At 67.3% G+C, this 16,989-nt stretch carries 10 protein-coding genes; 7 read left to right on the top strand and 3 right to left on the bottom strand.

The genetic code is table 11. The features are described from left to right. Nucleotides 1-9: 9 nt before the first annotated feature. The 4 genes from CMC5_RS17960 to CMC5_RS17945 all read left to right on the top strand — a co-directional run bounded on the left by CMC5_RS17960 (nt 10) and on the right by CMC5_RS17945 (nt 5,064). Nucleotides 10-885, top strand: coding sequence for a hypothetical protein (locus tag CMC5_RS17960; RefSeq protein ID WP_156338688.1), 876 nt, complete (start codon nt 10-12; stop codon nt 883-885). 678 nt (nt 886-1,563) lie between these two features. After that, complete coding sequence (locus tag CMC5_RS44670) at nt 1,564-2,415, top strand: hypothetical protein (RefSeq protein ID WP_218920283.1); 852 nt, start codon at nt 1,564-1,566, stop codon at nt 2,413-2,415. Nucleotides 2,416-2,499: 84 nt separating this feature from the next. Further along, on the top strand, nt 2,500-4,110 hold the full coding sequence (locus CMC5_RS17950; protein ID WP_169796576.1) for a nuclear transport factor 2 family protein: 1,611 nt from the start codon (nt 2,500-2,502) through the stop codon (nt 4,108-4,110). Between the two features lie 327 nt (nt 4,111-4,437). After that, on the top strand, nt 4,438-5,064 hold the full coding sequence (locus CMC5_RS17945; protein ID WP_050431574.1) for a GDSL-type esterase/lipase family protein: 627 nt from the start codon (nt 4,438-4,440) through the stop codon (nt 5,062-5,064). 40 nt (nt 5,065-5,104) lie between these two features. On the opposite strand, the gene CMC5_RS44665 is transcribed toward CMC5_RS17945, so the two are convergent. Next, nucleotides 5,105-5,359, bottom strand: a complete 255-nt coding sequence (locus CMC5_RS44665; protein ID WP_156338686.1) for a hypothetical protein — start codon at nt 5,357-5,359, stop codon at nt 5,105-5,107. A 242-nt stretch (nt 5,360-5,601) separates the two neighbouring features. Between CMC5_RS44665 and mfd the strand changes: the two genes are divergently transcribed. From mfd to pulA, 3 genes are all read left to right on the top strand, one after another. Then, complete coding sequence (gene mfd, locus CMC5_RS17940) at nt 5,602-9,360, top strand: transcription-repair coupling factor (RefSeq protein WP_050431573.1); 3,759 nt, start codon at nt 5,602-5,604, stop codon at nt 9,358-9,360. Between the two features lie 266 nt (nt 9,361-9,626). Then, nucleotides 9,627-10,025 carry a hypothetical protein gene (locus CMC5_RS17935; protein WP_050431572.1) on the top strand — a complete coding sequence of 133 codons (399 nt, stop codon included), beginning with the start codon at nt 9,627-9,629 and terminating at the stop codon, nt 10,023-10,025. Nucleotides 10,026-10,284: 259 nt separating this feature from the next. After that, the gene (pulA, locus tag CMC5_RS17930; protein WP_050431571.1) at nt 10,285-13,662 is read left to right on the top strand and encodes a pullulanase-type alpha-1,6-glucosidase; all 3,378 of its coding nucleotides are present in this window, start codon (nt 10,285-10,287) and stop codon (nt 13,660-13,662) included. A 58-nt stretch (nt 13,663-13,720) separates the two neighbouring features. Here the strand turns inward: pulA and lon are convergent, their stop codons facing one another. Both lon and CMC5_RS17920 read right to left on the bottom strand, forming a co-directional pair. Further along, complete coding sequence (gene lon / locus CMC5_RS17925) at nt 13,721-16,150, bottom strand: endopeptidase La (RefSeq protein ID WP_050431570.1); 2,430 nt, start codon at nt 16,148-16,150, stop codon at nt 13,721-13,723. 201 nt (nt 16,151-16,351) lie between these two features. Continuing rightward, complete coding sequence (locus CMC5_RS17920; RefSeq protein ID WP_050431569.1) at nt 16,352-16,951, bottom strand: TetR/AcrR family transcriptional regulator; 600 nt, start codon at nt 16,949-16,951, stop codon at nt 16,352-16,354. Between the last annotated feature and the right edge of the window lie 38 nt (nt 16,952-16,989).

The raw sequence follows: 16,989 nt of genomic DNA, 5'->3' as shown, positions 1-16,989 counted from the left end.
GGGGCCACGATGAATGAGTCGGCGATCGCTGTGGCGACGCGGTTCTGGCGCGTTACCGGGATCCTGTCCGCTCATGATCAGCTCGAGCTGCGGCTGGGGTACCTCAGCGAGGAGAGCGATGGAGCGCAGGAGGAGCCAGAGAGCAAGCTCGCCGCAAAACTCTACGGAATGAGCGGCGAGCTGCTCCTGACCCATCCCCTGTCGGTGCGCACCTGCGGCGGCGGGCGTACGCGGATGGTGCGCGGAGCGATCCCCTTTCCGTCAGCCACACGGGTGATCAGGTTCGAGTACGGGGGCAGGACGATCGAGGAAGTCGCCGTGCCCGCCGCAGGCCCAGAGGTGGAGCTCACGTGGCATCCCACAGAGCGGGTGCGGGGCAAGGCACACGTCACGTGGCGAGGCGAGCACCCGCTGGGACTGAAGCTCGATTACTTTCTGCGGTACAGCCACACCAATGGGGTCACCTGGAGTCCGATCAGCCTGCGCACGTCGGCAGACCACCAGGAGATCGACTTCGATCAACTCCCGGGAGGCGAGCGCTGCCGGCTGGCGGTGATGGCCACAGATGGGGTGAACACCCGGCTGGCGCGCAGCAGTCCATTCGCCGTCGCCGTCAAGCCCTGCAGGACGATGATCCTCGAGCCGAGCGCGCCCATCACCGCCCCGGCAGGGACCCCGATCGCGCTGCGCGGGCAGGGGCTATGGCTGGAAGAGGGGCGCCCCGAGCTGGCACAGCTCTCGTGGCAATCGTCGATCGATGGGCCACTCGGAGATGGCGATCGGATCGAGACGCTGCTGTCGGCAGGCATGCACCAGATCACGCTGACCGCTGGCGATGGCGATCGGGCCGGGACGAGCGGTGTGACGATCGAGATCACGCCGTAGACGAGGACGTCAGACCCAGGGCCGCCATTGCAGCCAGCCCACGAAAGAAACACGGGGCCATCGGCTGTCGGAGGAAGAGGCATTGCGACGAGGCATGCATTCGCTCGTCGCGCATTGATCGCCGAAACGCTGCGTGGACTCGCTGACACTGCCACCATGACGGTGGAATCGATGCTTGCGGCCATCCGGACAGGAGCTTAAAGCGCCGACCAGGAAGCCTGATTCCCTGCCGGTGGAGCGTCCATGGTCTCGAAGTCTGCATCATCATCTCTGTCGATTGTCATCCTCGCCCTGGGGCTCGGTGCCCCGTCGGTTCTCTCGGGATGTACCGGCGAGGAAGGCTCCGGCAACGTGCAGGGTCCTCCTGGGCCGACAGGGCCTGAAGGTCCACAGGGGCCCGAAGGTCCACAGGGGCCCGAAGGTCCACAGGGGCCCGAGGGGCCGACGGGACAAGGTGGACAAGGTGAAGGTGGCAGCGGCGCGGGAGGAGCCGGGGCCCAAGGGCCGATGGGACCGACAGGGCCCATGGGTCCGCAAGGGCCGGCGGGTCCCGCGGGCGCGCAGGGGCCGGCTGGACCCACGGGCACGCAAGGGCCGGCTGGACCGGCTGGGGCAACAGGAGCATCTGGTACCGCTGGCGTCACGGGTGCGATGGGACCGGCAGGCCCGCAGGGCGCGATGGGACCTGCAGGCCCGCAGGGCGCGATGGGACCGGCAGGAGCGCAAGGGCCTGCGGGGCCTGCGGGGCCCGCGGGGCCGATGGGGAGCGGGGCGCTGGCAGAGGACGTGGCGTCGTTCGCCGGGTTCACGGTGGCGACGTTCACCGGCAACCTCGGTGGTCGCCCCGCAGCACACGCGGCGTGCGGCGCCGAGTTCTCCGGGGCTCACCTGTGCCACGCGGCCGAATACCTGCGGACCCACTCGTCCACGCTGGTGCCAGCGGCTGGCGCCTGGCTCGACGGAAGCGTCACCGTGACCGGTAGCGCCACGCTGCAAGGCGCGATCGGCTTCGGCCGGAACACTTACGATTCCTGCGAGAATTACACATTCGGCGCGACCAATCCTAACATCTACGGGACGCTCGTGGCGCAGAACGGGTCGCTCACGACGACGACGACATGCGGCACGCCGCGGGCGCTGGCGTGCTGTAACGGGCCCTCGAAGCCGGTGTTCGCGGGCTTCACGGCGCAGGCATATCCCGGCGACATGGGCGGTAGGCCGGCGGTACACGGGATCTGCAGCGCGGCGTTCCCAGGCTCGCACCTGTGCCATGCGGCAGAGTACCTGCGGACCCAGTCGTCGACCCCGGTGCCGCCCGAGGAGGCCTGGCTCGACGCGAGCGTCACGCAGAGCAACGGGGGCACGCTGCAAGGTGGGCCGAGCTACGGCCGGAACACTTACGATTCCTGCGAGAACTACACATTCGGCGCAACCAACCCGAACATCTACGGAACGCGGGTGCTGGTGAACGGCGCGCTCTCCACGACCACGACCTGCGGGACACCGCGGCGCGTGGCCTGCTGCTACTGAGCCCCCGGGATGCGGTCTTCGGCTGGGGGCAGGTCAGAAGCTTGGCCCTCCGCTCGGCAGCTCGCTGTAAGCTCGCGCCCCGCCATGAAGACGCCCAGAACTGCCGGTTGGCTCGTTTGCTCGCTCGCCCTCGCACTCCCGGCCTGCTCGGATTCGTCACGGCCGACGGCGAGCCCAGCGCCCACCACGTCTGCCCAGGCGGCGCCCACGGAGGTCGTGAACCCGCATCCGGCACCAGCTGCCAAGACGGGTGACGAGGCACGTGCGCTGGTCGATCAGTGGGCTGCTGCTCAGAACGAGGGCAAGCCCGAGGCATACGCCGCGCTGTATGCGCCGAAGTTCGAGGGGGTGCGTCGCTCCGGAAGCCGCGTCTGGCACCTCGATCGCGCGCGCTGGCTGAAGCTGCGCGAGGAGGCGATCCAGAAGAAGGCCGAGGTGAAGGTCAGCGACGTGAGCGTGATCCCGTCGCTCGCAGGGGCGGTCGTGACGTTCACCCAGCAAGGGGCGCAAGGGCCCACCAGTGACGAGGGGCAGAAGCGGCTGGTGCTGGTGCGCTCCGAGGGGAAGTTGCTCATCGCACGCGAGGAGCTGCTCCGCGCCGACAAGGGGAAAGAGGCTGGCACGCCAGGAGCCGCTGGCCAGGTCACGCTCGCCATTCGCACGCCGAAGCCGATGCTGGTCCTCGACACGAACCCGAAGGACGAGTGGGGCGACGAGACGCCCTGGCTCGCGACGCGAGGCGATGTGGTGCAGGCGGGCCGCACGGTCGACGCCTCCAAGCTGCCGCCGGAGCTCGCGTCGGTGCGGGGGAAGCGGTTCGAGCTGTTCGGAAAGGCGGGCAAGGTGTGCGAGGCGACCGTGACGAGCTTCGGTCTCCTGGGGCAGGTGAAGCCCAACGCGAGCTTCGTGACCCGCTGGGACGGCAAGGACGAGGCTTCCGGGGAGGCGCTGGGCGATGTGGATGTCGCCAAGGATGCCTGGGATCTGTCGGCGACCCGCGGCGAGGCGGGAGGGCGCGTGCTCACGGGGCTGCTCTTCGCGAGTCAGGGCAAGTGCGACGAGGCGCTCTGGGGGCGGCCCTTGCCCGAGGCACCCAAGGGCGGTGAGGCAGAGGCCGGCAAGGAGGCAGCAGCCACGGATGCAAAGGCTGCCGGAGACAAGGCAAAGGCTGCCGGAGACAAGGCAAAGAGCGCCGGGGACAAGGCGAAGGCTGGCGAGGAGGCGCCGAAGGCCGAAACGGTGGTGGTGGAGGCGAAGCCGGCCGACAACACGACGCGCGACAAGGTCCTGCAAGACCTCCGGAAGCTGCCCGCGTACGCGGAGCTTCAAAAGGAATACGAGGGCCTCAAGGCTGCTGGCGATCCAGCGCGCTGGGAGGAAGCTCAGGGCAGCAAGCAGGAGGTGCTCGTGATGGAGCTGCCTTCAGGGGTCACGCTGATCACGGCGACGCTGTCCGCGGGGACTGGATGCGGGACGTTCGGCGGTGCGCTGAGCGCCGTCTGGGAGAGCAAGGGCGGCAAGCTGACGCGGGTGAGCGAGGCCTTCGGGGAGGCATTGCCGGCCGTCTCAGCGGCAGATGTCGACGGGGATGGTCGCTTCGAGATCGTGTTCGAGAACGGCATGCTGCGGAGCAGCGGCGCGCACTACGAGCAGTGGGAGAGGCTGGTCGTCCCGGCACTGGACAGCGGCTGCTGAGGAACGATGCGCGACAGCAGGCGTCACGCCGGTCAGAAGAGGGCGTGCCAGGAGCCAGGGGGGGGTTGGTCCTTCCTCTGGCCGCTCGCGCCCGCCGCCCTCGCCTTGGGCTGCACAGCCAACCGCGCCGATACGGGAGGAGCCCCTGACGCGGCGACGCCCTCATCGATGTCGGGTCCAAATGCGCCGTCGGCCCGAGGGGCGAGCTCGGTCCTCACGGGCAACAGCGGGTCTTCGTCGCCTCATGTCTCCGGCGATGGTGGCGCAGAGGGCCCGGCGGAGGGAGGAGCACCGTCTCGAAGCGCCCCCGGGTCGAGCGAAGACGCCGTGACGCCCCAGCGACGTGTCTGCGCGGTGGCGGCCATCGGTGACTCCCTCACGGACGCCCGGTCGGGTGGCGGAAAATTCCTCGAGACGCTGCGGCAACGCTGTCCCGAGAGCCGCTTCGACAACTACGGGAAAGGTGGCGACATGGTGAACCAGATGCGCCGCCGCTTCTTGCGCGATGTGCTGGGAAGCCACGGTGTTGGTGACAAGCCAGCGCTGACGCACGTGATCGTCTTCGGAGGGGTCAACGATCTCTACAGTGACAAGACGGCATTCCGCACCGTGCCGAAGATCCAGGCCGATCTTTCGACGATGTACGCGGAGGCGCGGCAACGCGGCGCGCGGGTCGTGGCGATGACGGTGGCGCCCTGGGGAGGCTTCACGCGGTACTACACCGAGGCGCGTGGAGAGACGACGCGGCAGCTCAATGAGTGGATCCGGGGGCGCAAGGAGGCAGGCGAGGTCGATCAGGTGGTCGATGCGTTCGCGCTGCTGTCATGCGGTAAGGCGGAGCGGCTCTGCCCCGAGTACACGCCGCCGTTCATGGATGGGCTGCATTTCGGGACCAAGGGGCACGAGGTGCTGGGGCAGGCGCTGTACGAGGCCGCCTTCTCCGAGTGTCGCTGAGCTGAGTCTTTCTGAGCTGCGGCCGGCGGGATCCGGACGCTCAGGAGCCGCTTGGAGGGGTGGTGGCTCCGCCCTCGGGCATGGTGCTGCCCGGCATGGGCGCGCCCCCAGGGCTCTCGGGGGTTGCCGGGGCGGCCGGGTTCACACCGCCAGGGACTTCGGGCGACTCGACGGGTGGGACTTCGGGTGGAGGTGGGAGGGCGTCCGCCGGTGTCTGCCCACCGCCACAGCCCGCAAGGGCTGCGCAGCCTGCAACGACGGCCGAAGCCAGGAGAAGATTCAGAGAGCCATTCATGATCGCGCTCCTTTGTTCTCGACAGAGGCTCCCTCGGTCCTCGCAGGGAGGTTTGTCGACCCAGGAAGGGTGTTCCCGATCGTGACGACGCGCACGTAGGGGATGGGGGTCCGCGAGCGGCTTCCGCGTGGATGAGCTGCTGCGACCGGGGGCACGGCGTCGTCCTTCGCGCCGCGCAGCAGCCGTGGACGTTCACGCGCAGGGAGCACAGATGCAGGGCTCCTGTGCTAGACCCCGCGCCCATGCCTGTCGACCAGGATCCCCGCACGGACCGCACGGATCAGGGGACGCTCACCGTTTCACTGGGGGAGCTGGCAGGGGAGCTGGAGCTGCCTCCGGACAGCACGCCTGCTTCCACCCGGGAACCACTCCCTTCGCTCGACCTGCCAGCGGACAGGGCGGTGGTGACGACCCGCGATCTGGCCGGTCTCGTCGCGGCAGCGCGTTCGACGTCGCTCTTCCACGCGGCCGGGGCGGCCGGGGCCGCGGCGGGTCTGCTGGTACGACGGCTGGCGATGTCCAGCCGGCGGCGGGTGGTGGCGATCACCCATGATGTCGACGCGGCACGCGCACTCGCCGCCGACGTCTCCTTCCTGCTGGGGGAGCGGGACGCGAGCGAAGCCGAGGCGCGTGGGGAGGACGCCGGGAAGGTGCTGCTGTTCGTACCGAACGAAGCGAGCCCTTACGCGGACGTGAATCCCGACCGGCGAGGCGCGGAGGCCCGCCTCTCCACCCTGTTTCACCTGGCAATGGATCTGCCGTGGTCCGTGCTGGTCTGCCCCATCGCGGCACTCGCTCGCAAGGTGCTGCCGCGGGATGAGGTGGTCGATCACGCCGAGCTGATCATCGCCGAGCAGGAGCTGGATCGAGGTGCGCTGCTCGCGCGGCTGGGGGCGTCCGGGTACGTGAGGAGCCCGCTGGTCGAAGACCCGGGGACGTTCGCGGTGAGGGGCGCGCTGCTCGATGTGTGGCCGCCTGGCGCGGAGCGGCCGGTGCGGGTGGAGTTCTATGGCGACCTGATCATGTCGATCAAGACGTTCGAGCCGGAGGATCAGCGCACGCTCGGCGAGGTGAAGGAGGCCTGGTTGCCCCCCGCACGCGAGGCGATCCTGACGTCGGCCAATGTGGAGCGCGCACGGGAGCGGGTGCGTGCACTGTGCGATGCGGTCGACATGCCGTCGTCCAAGGCCCGGGTCCTCGTGGAAGACGTGACGAGTGGGCGGACCTTCTTCGGTTCCGAGGGGTACCTGCCGGCCTATGTGGATCTGGCGCCCTTCGCGGATTACCTGCCCGAGGATGTGACGGTGGTGCTGGAAGATCCGCCGGCCCTCACCTCGGCGTTGCGCGACGAGCTGGGCCGCGCCGCCGCGGATGCCAGCGAGAAGTCGCGCTCGCCTCACTTCCCGCTCAGCGCGTTCTATGAGGCGGAGCGCGGTGTGGCCAGGTGGCTGGGATCGCGCGTGGGCGTGGCGCTGCATCGGACCGGCGTGGCAGGGGGAGTTCCGGGGGAAGACTCGCTGGAGCGCTTCGAAATCGCGCCCGAGGAGACTCCCTCGCTCGCCACGCAGGACCAGTCCGATATGGAGCGTGCGATCAAGGCGGCGAGAGCGTCGCGCGGCAAGCACGGAGCACTGGATCCGCTGGTGCGACGGGTGTCGGCCTGGCAGGAGGCGGGGCTCAAGGTGATCATCGCGGCCCGCGCGCAGACACAGGTGGAACGGCTGGTGACGCTGCTCCGGCACCGGGATCTGCCGGTGCGCGCACGGCTGGGGGCGTTCGATCCGGGCCTGCTCGACGGGGGCTCGACCGAGGCGCGCGATACGGCGCTGGTGGTGACGGGTACGCTGGCGCGCGGGGTGGTCGCGCCGGCAGAGGGGCTCGCGCTGGTCACGGAGGAGGAAATCTTCGGCGCGCGAGCCCACCGGCGCGCGGCCCGTGCGGCCAGCTCGTCGACGAAGCCGGCGCGGGCGTTCCTGGAGGACCTGCGCGGGCTCGACGTGGGCGACTTCGTCGTGCACGTCGAGCATGGGATCGGGCGCTATCTCGGGCTGGTTCACAAGCATGTCGGGGCGCTGACCATCGACCTGATCGCGGTCGAGTATGCGGGGGGTGACAAGCTGTACCTGCCCGTCTACCGGCTGAACCAGATCCAGAAATTCTCGGGTGGTGAGGGCACGCCGAAGGTCGATCGGCTCGGTGGGCAGACGTTCGCCAAGACGAAGGCGCGCGTGGAGAAGCAGCTCCGGAAGATGGCCGACGAGCTGCTGCGGCTCTACGCCGAGCGCCGCGCGGCGCACGCGGAGGGGCTCCCGCCGGCGGACGACGAGTACCAGGCGTTCGAGGCTACGTTCCCGTTCGACGAGACGGCGGATCAGGCGCGGGCCATCGCCGAGGTGAGCGCCGATCTGGAGGCGCCGCGCCCGATGGATCGGCTGGTCTGCGGCGACGTGGGCTTCGGCAAGACCGAGGTGGCGATCCGGGCGGCGTTCCGCGCGGCGCTCGCGGGGAAACAGGTGGCGGTACTCTGCCCGACCACGGTCCTCGCACAGCAGCACTACCTCACCTTCAAGTCCCGGATGGGCTCTTACCCCATCGAGCTGCGCGCCATGAGCCGGTTCCAGACGAAGTCGGAGCAGGACGACACCATGCGACGGCTTCGCGACGGCACAGTCGACATCGTGATCGGAACTCACCGCCTCCTCTCGAAGGACATCCACTTCAAGCGGCTCGGTCTGCTGATCGTGGACGAAGAGCAGCGCTTCGGGGTGACACACAAGGAGCGGATCAAGGCGCTCAAGACCAACGTCCATGTGCTCACGCTGACGGCCACCCCCATCCCGCGCACACTCCAGATGGCCGTGTCTGGTCTCCGGGACATGTCGATCATCACGACGCCGCCAGTGGACCGGCGAGCCATCCGGACGATCGTGACCCGCTTCGACGAGGCCGTGCTCCGGGAGGCCGTGACGCGCGAGATCGAGCGCGGGGGGCAGGTCTTCTACGTCTACAACCGGGTCGAGGGCCTGTACGAACGGGCAGCGCGACTCGCGGAACTCATGCCCTCCGCGCGGGTGGTCGTGGCGCACGGGCAGATGGGCGAGCACGCGCTCGAGCAGGCGATGCTCGATTTCGTGGAGGGTCGGTACGACGTGCTGTGTGCCACGGCGATCATCGAGAGCGGGCTGGACATCCCCAGGGCGAACACGATGATCATCGATCGCGCCGACATGTTCGGGCTGTCGCAGCTCTACCAGCTCCGTGGTCGGGTCGGTCGCTCGAGAGAGCGCGCCTATTGCTACCTGGTCGTCCCCCCGCCGAACGCCATGACGGACGAGTCGCGGGCCAGGATCGAAGCACTGGAGCGTCACACGGAGCTGGGCTCCGGATTCCAGATCGCCTCGCTCGACCTGGAACTGCGTGGGGGGGGGGACCTGCTCGGCGCGGAGCAGAGCGGCACGGTGGCGTCGGTCGGGTTCGAGCTGTTCTGCCAGATGCTCGATGAGGCGGTCCACGAACTCCAGGGGCACCCGGTGGTCCACGAGGTGGATCCGGAGCTCAGCTTCGACGCCGACGCGCTGCTGCCCGAGGACTACATCTCTGATGTTGGGGTGCGCCTCACGCTCTACAAGCGCTTCGCCGGTGCCTCGAGCATCGACGAGGTGCAGGAGCTGGCCACCGAGATGGAGGATCGGTTCGGGCCACCGCCGGTGGAGGGGCGCCGCTTCGTCCACCTGATGCGCCTCAAGACGGAGCTGCGCAAGCTGCGGGCACTGGGGTGCGAGGCGACATCGAAGGGCGTGACGCTGCACCTGCGCGAGGACACGCCGCTCGATACGACCAAGATCATGCAGCTGATGCAGCAGAAAGGCTCTCCCTACAAGGTGACGCCCGACATGAGGCTGAGCCGGCGCACGCGCGAGAGCGAGATGTTCGCGAGCGGGCTGGAGGCGGCCGACAAGCTGTTGAGCGATCTGGCGGGGTGCTTGAAGGACGGCGTCTGAGCGGGTCGTGGGGAGGCCGGGTCACCGTTCGGGCGCTGTGGTGAGATGGACAGGGGAAGGCACTGATCCAGGGTGGGACAAACGAGATCCACCCCTGGTGCGCGGTAGTCCCCTCTCAATGACCCAACTTGCCCCCGTCCCTCGTCGATAGAGCCGCGGAATGAGAGGGGATACCGCGATGTTGAAGGGGCGTTCAGACCTGGCACGAAGCGTGATAGGCGTGGACGTACCTACGAGCACGAGTCCGCAGGAGTTGGAGGAAGACGATGATCCAATTGGTTGCTTCGAACACGCAGTCCGAGGGTGACTGGAACTCCGACATGTGGGGCGCCGTGTCGCTCTGGCCGGGCGACAAGGTGTACTGCGGCCGGCCCGGTCGTGGGATCTACTTCACCAACGCCGAGACGATCCGCAACTTCGCGACCTCGCCCCAGGATCTCTGGGAGGCACTGCAGGTCCCGTCGCATGCACAGCACGGCTACCGGATGGAGCTCGAAGAGTACATGGTGCTCTATCCCGTGAGCGTTCCGGCTGGGCGCTGTCGCAACAACGGCGACTACGGCGGCGGTGGCGGCTTCCAGTACATGATCAAGGACGTCGATCAACTCCTCACGCCCACGGGCCGCGTCCTGAACCTCGGCCGCGGCGCCCATCTCGAGGTCTGACACGCTGGCGGACGGGCTCGCCGTACCGCCGAAATCGCTCCGCTGACAGCAAATTCGCGGAGCAGCCACAGCACCTGCCCAGCCCCATCTCGGGTCCCTCTACGGGACCTCCTCCCCTTCCCTTTCCTGCACGTTCGCATCATCGCGCGCTCGCGATTCCTTCTCTACGCTGGCAGCTCCTGCGCCAGTGGTCATGGCTTTCCCGCCTACACTGCGGACAGGTCGACGCCCATGCCAGACGGCGCGACCGGAGGCCTCGATGGATCGTTTCATTCCCCGCCTGCGACGAGCGCTCACGCTCCCGCTGCTACTCTCCCCTCTGCTGAACTGTGATGGGGAAACCCCCGTCGATCCCCCCGTCGGTGAACAACCCCCCGAGGAGCAGCTCCTCGTCCATTACTACCGACCGCTCGAGGATTACTCGGGGTGGGAGGTCATCGCGACCGGAGACGTGCCAGAGCGCGCGGCAGGAGAGCTACGAGTTCTCCAGAACGAGGCAGATGACTTCGGTGCGACCTTCGTCATCCCCACGCGGGGTCAGCCGGAGCGTGTTCGCTTGAAGTTCGCCAGAGAGGGAGATGCCTTGGTCGCCGGCGATCTGGAGGTGAGCATTCCCGAGCTCGGAAAGGAGGTCTGGGTCTTCTCCGATTACGATCGGGCGTTCAGCGTGCCTCCAGCCATTCCCGAGGAGGGAACGGCCATCATCTATTATCGACGCACGGACGACGTCTACGCCGACTGGGGCTTGCACTTGTGGGGGGATACGACGACACCGACCGACTGGAACGAGCCCCTTCTGGCCAGCGGGCAAGATGTTTACGGCGCCTGGTACGAGGTCCCGCTCGCCTCGGGTGCCGAGCAGGTCAATTTCATCATTCATCAGGGGGACATGAAGGATCCCGGGCCAGACCAGTCACTTCGTCCCGGAGAGCTCGGACGCAGGATCTGGGTGCTCTCGGGCGACCCGACCCTCTACACCTATCCCGGGGAACCTCCGCTGCTCAACGCCCGCCAGGCGCACTGGGTCGACCGAGAGACCTTCGCGTGGAGGCCTCCAGTCGGCGCGGAGCTGCTGCCCGACGCGACCTTTGAACTGCACTACGCACCGGAGGGGGGAATCCGAGACGAGAAGGGGCAGCTCGTCGGGGCCAGCCAGGTGATACCACTGTCGTTCGAGGCGAATGGGCTCGGGGCGGCGACGCGACAGAAGTTCCCTCACCTCGCAGGCCATACGGCGCTACGTTTCCCTGCGGCCTCCCTGGAGCGGCAACCGGAACTCGTGAAGGGGCAGCTGGTGGTCGTCGCCCGGCTCCCGAATGGGAAGAGGCTGGCCACTGGCGTGCAGCTCCCTGGCGTGCTCGATGCCCTTTACGCGACGAGCAGCACGCTGGGGGTGGATGTGTCTGGAGGGGCGCCGACGCTGCGGCTGTGGGCGCCGACGGCCCGTTCGGTCCGGCTTCACCTGTTCGACTCGCCAGGCGGTGGTCAGGCCCAGGTGGTGCCCATGAGCGTCGACCAGGGCGTCTGGCGCGCGGAGGGGAATCCCAGCTGGATGGGGCGCTATTACCTCTACGAGGTCGAGGTCTTCGTCCCTGGCACGGGTCGTGTGGAGACGAACCTCGTCACCGACCCCTACTCACTGAGCTTGTCGATGAACAGCCAGCGCAGTCAGATCATCGATCTCGATGCGCCGGGACTCAAGCCGGCAGGCTGGGACACACTGGTCAAGCCGCAGCTCGGCTCACTTCGCGATACCACCCTGTACGAACTGCACATTCGCGATTTCAGCATCAGCGACCCATCCGTTCCCCTCGCGCACCGCGGTACGTTCCTGGGCTTCACCCACCCTGGCTCGAACGGGATGACGCACCTGTCGGGGCTGGCGCAGGCGGGACTCACGCACGTACACCTCCTCCCAGCCTTCGATTTCGCCACGGTGAACGAGAACCAGGCGGAGCAACGATCTGCGACCGGCCTGGAGAACTACGGGCCCAGCTCGGACGAGCAGCAGAAGCAGGTGTGGGCGCTGCGCTCTCAGGATGGCTTCAACTGGGGCTACGATCCGTGGCATTTCACGGTCCCCGAGGGCAGCTATGCCACGACGCCGGACGGGCCTTCGCGGACGCTCGAGTTTCGATCGATGGTCCAGGCCCTGAACCAGGCGGGGCTCCGGGTGGTCATGGACGTGGTGTACAACCACACCAGCGCAGCAGGGCAAGATGCTCGCTCGGTGCTCGATCGGATCGTGCCGGGCTACTACCACCGCCTGGACGACAACGGCGCCGTCACCACCAGCACCTGTTGCCAGAACACGGCAACCGAGCACGCCATGATGCAGAAGCTCATGGTCGACTCGATGCTCACCTGGGCGAGAGCGTACAAGATCGATGGGTTTCGCTTCGATCTGATGGGTCACCACATGAAGGAAAACCTCGTCGAGGTGCGCGATAGGCTCGCAGCACTGACCCCTCAAGCGGACGGTATCGATGGCACGAAGCTCGTGATCTACGGGGAGGGCTGGGACTTCGGGGAGGTGGCCGGAAATGCGCGGGGAGACAATGCGACGCAGCGCAACATGGCCGGGACGGGCATCGGGACGTTCAATGATCGGTTGAGGGATGCCGTTCGAGGGGGGGATCCCTTCGATAGCGGAGGCGCGCTGCGACGACAGGGCTTCGCCAGTGGGCTGTACCTGGAGCCGAATGATCACGATCAAGGGACCCAAGAAGAGCAGCTCGACAGGCTCCTGGACGCATCGGACCACATCCGGGTGGGGCTCACCGGGAACCTGCGGGATTATGCTTTCGAAGACCGCAATGGCGACATCGTGACGGGCGCGGATCTCGCGTACAAAGGTGAACCCGTCGGGTACACGCTCGCTCCGGGTGAGTCCGTCACTTATGTCGAGGCGCACGACAACCAGACGCTCTGGGATATCCTTCAGCTCAAGGCACCTCAGAGCATGGGCATCGAGGCACGGGTGCGATTGCATCGCCTCGCGCTGAGCATCAATGGGCTCGGGCTCGGAGTCCCGTTCTTCCACGCTGGCTCGGAGATGCTTCGCTCGAAGTCGATGGATCGCGACAGCTACGACTCGGGAGACTGGTTCAATCGGCTGGATTTCACCTATGCGACGAACAACTGGGGCAAGGGTCTACCTCCTCAGGAGAAGAACGGAGATAGCTGGGCGCAGATGGAAGGGCTCCTCGCCGATCCGACCCTTCAGGTGGAGCAGCACCACATCGTCGGCACGGTGCGTCACCTGGAAGAGGTGTTGCAGATCCGTCGTGGTTCGCCGCTGTTCCGCCTGGCGACGGCGGCCGACGTCTCTGCTCGGGTACGGTTCCACAATACGGGTCCGTCGCAGGTCCCAGGCGTGGTCGTGATGTCCATTTCCGATGAGATCAGCGGGGCAGAGGATCTCGATCCGGCACTCGGCGGCGTGGTGGTCATCTTCAACGCACGGCCGGCGGAACTCTCCCTTCCGCTCGCTGGTTTCGAGACGGCCACGCTGGCACTGCACCCCGTCCAGATGTCGTCCGCCGACGAGATCGTCAAGTCCGCGACCTTCAACGCAGGGAGCTTCACGGTGCCGGAGAGGACGGCGGCGGTCTTCGTGGGATCGGGGATGCCCTAAAGACCCGACGCCAGGGGCGGGAAGAGGGCCCCTGGCGCCTCGTCGAGCGAGGACCGGATCAGGTCGCGCCGGTGGGGTCCAGGCCGTCTCGATCGATCATGCTACCCCCTACGGTCGGCGTCATGGGGGTCGCATCCAGTGCCGCCGCGATCACCTGGCTCATGTCATCCACCAGAATCACTGTGAGCTGATCGCGGACCTCCTTCGGCACGTCCTCCAGATCACGCGCGTTCTTCTGAGGGAGGATCACCCGGGAGATGCCAGCGCGGTGGGCGGCAAGCACCTTGGATTTGATCCCTCCCACGGGGAGGACGCGCCCGCGCAAGGTGCATTCGCCGGTCATCGCCGTGTCGGATCGCACCTTCCGCCCCGAGAGCAGTGAGGTGAGCGCCGTGAACATGGTGACCCCTGCCGAGGGACCATCCTTGGGGACACCACCCGCGGGCACGTGAATGTGCAAGTCCTCCTGCTCCAGCTGCGCCACGTCGACACCGATCTGCTCGGCATGGCTGCGCACATAGGTGAGCGCAGCCTTGGCCGACTCCTTCATGACGTCACCGAGCTGCCCCGTGATCTCCAGTCGCCCCTTCCCTGGCATCCGTGACGTCTCGATGAACAGGATGTCTCCGCCGACCGGCGTCCACGCCAGACCTGTGGCCACGCCGGGGACCTGCGTGCGTTCTGCAACTTCGCTGAAGAATCGCGCTTTGCCCAGGTACTTGGGGAGATCGTCGACGTCCACGTGCATGCGCGGCAGCTTCCCATCGGACGCTCGGGCGACCTCCAGAGCCAGCGCCCTGCAGAGCTTGGTGAGTTCGCGGCCGAGCTGCCTGACGCCAGCTTCCCGGGTGTAGTCTCGGAGGATCACCCCGAGGGCAGCGTCGGTGATCGTGAGCGCCCCAGGGTCGATGGCGTGCTCCTTGAGGTGCTTCGGAATCAGATGTGATCGGGCGATGGCCACCTTTTCGTCGGCCGTGTAACCGCTGATTTCGATGATCTCCAGGCGGTCTCGTAGAGGCGCCGAGAGGGTGGAGAGATCATTGGCCGTGCAGACGAACAGCACCTCGGAGAGATCGAAGGGGAGCTCCAGGTAGTGGTCCTGGAAGGTCTTGTTCTGCTCCGGATCGAGGATCTCCAGCAGGGCAGCCTCGGGTGATCCCCGGTAACTCGTCCCGAGCTTGTCGATCTCGTCGAGCAGCACCACGGGGTTCTTCACCTTCGCCTTCTTCATGGCATGGATCACGCGGCCCGGAAGTGCGCCGACGTAAGTGCGCCGGTGACCTCGCAGCTCCGACTCGTCATGGACGCCTCCCAGCGAGATGCGCACCAGCGGGCGGCCAGTAGCGTCAGCGATGGACTGCCCGAGAGAGGTCTTCCCTACCCCAGGCGGTCCTGCCAGGCACAGGATGGTGGCTCGCGTCTTACCGGCTAGCTTGAGCACGGCCATATGCTCGAGGATGCGGCGTTTGACGTCCTCCAGGCCGCGGTGGTCCTCGTCCAGCTTCGCGGCGACGGCGTCGAGGTCAGGCCCTGACGCCGCCTGCGTTCGTTGCTCGCCTCCACGGGCAGGAGCCCTCTGCGTCCACGGGAGGTCGGCGATCCATTCCAGGTACGTCCGGATCACGTGATGCTCCGCCTGCTGGGGCGCGATGCTCTCCAGGCGTCGTAGCTCGCGATCGGCTGTCGCGCGCGCCTCTTCGGGGAGGCCCGCCTCGTCGAGGCGCCGTCGCAAATTGGAGAGTTCGTCCTCTTCGTCACCATCGCCGAGCTGCCGCTGCAGGGCCCGGATCTGCTCGCGCAAGATGGCATCTCGCTGGTTCTTGCCCAGCTCCTTGCGCACATCCGCATCCGCCTTTCGCTTCAGCTCGGCGAGATGGACGGCCTCGTTGAGAAGCTCCGCCACCAGCGCCAGACGGGGCCCGATCCGGAGCTCCGACAGGACCTGCAGCTCTTTTTCCGTGCTCATCCCGAGGGCTGCAGCGATCAGATCGGCGTAGACCCCGGGCTCCGCCTTGGCTGCCGCGACGTCGGCCAGGTTCGACCCGAGCTGGGGCCCCAGCTCTCGGGCCCGTTCTCGGAGAGAAGCCGCCAGCACACGCGCCTCTTCAGCATCGCCTGCGTACTCCGGCGCGATGCTGCCTTCGGCCAGCCAGTAAGGATCATGCTGCACGAGGGCCGTGAGAACCATCCGATCCAGGCCTTCGATCGTCAGCCGGTATCCCCCGTTTGCGACGCGGGCGACGTCGACGACGCGAGCGAAGACGCCGAGGTCGTGCAGGTCCTCTCGGCCAGGATCCTCGACCCGCGGATCCCGCTGGGCCACGATCCCGATGATCGCCCCCGCCTTGATGTCAGCAAGCAGCGCCACCGAGCGGCTGCGCCCGACGGGGAGAGTGATGGACGTGCCGGGGAAGAGAGCCCCGGTGCGCAGAGGGAGAAGCGGGAAAGGAGAGCGCGGCACGACGCCGCCTCCGCGGAGCTGGCTCATGGGCACACCTTCTGGTTCTGGGCGGACGGCAGATGGGCCGTGACCACCTGTGAAGAGGCTCTTGGAAGGAGATCGTCGCCGTATGCGAGTAGCGCCTTCCGTGAATCCGTGAACAGAAACTAAATTCGCTCACCGCTCCGTCAAGGCAGAGGTCTCACTTCCCTTGGCCGTCGAGCGACCCGTAGTGGGCCGTCGACGAGCTCAGGGGCGACGGAGGAGACCGCGGAGGACGAGCCGATGCATGGCCTCCAGCTGAGCAGGGACCGCCTCCAGAGGCGTGGCGAAGAGTCCCGGAGGTGAGAAACAAGCGTAGGCCCGCAGGAGAGTGCGAGCGACTAGATCCACGTCCGCTGCGTCGAACTCGCCTGCACTCACCCCCTCATGGAGCAGTCCCCCCAGCAGGGCACGCTCGGCTCGACAAAAGCGCTCGTGCGCCGCCTGGACGGCGCGGCTCGGGCAGTGGAGCAGCTCGGTGGCATGGCCGCCGTCTGCGGCAGTCTTGAGAAAGGCGCCGACACGGGCGTCGAGCGCAGCACGCAGGCGATCGGCCGATGAGCCCCCTGGTCGCGCGGCCGCGGTTCTCATGGCGTCCAGCACTGCGCAGTAGCGAGCACTGGAGATCTCCTGGATGATCGCATCCTTCGACTCGAACTCGAGGTAGACGGTTCCCACGGCGACCTCGGCCTCGCGGGCGATGTCGGCGATCGTCGTCTTGCCGGGGCCATAGCGCTCCAGCAGACGCTCGGTAGCGCAGAGGATGCGTCGACGCCGCTCGCTCACCATGTTCGGGTCCTGCGCCATGACGTGAATGATCCTCGGTCTGATTCACGCCGGGTCGC

The organism is Chondromyces crocatus (assembly GCF_001189295.1).
In the GTDB taxonomy this organism is placed as follows: domain Bacteria; phylum Myxococcota_A; class Polyangia; order Polyangiales; family Polyangiaceae; genus Chondromyces; species Chondromyces crocatus.
Note: the sequence above shows the minus strand (reverse complement) of the source record. Positions and strands in the feature narration are given on the sequence as shown.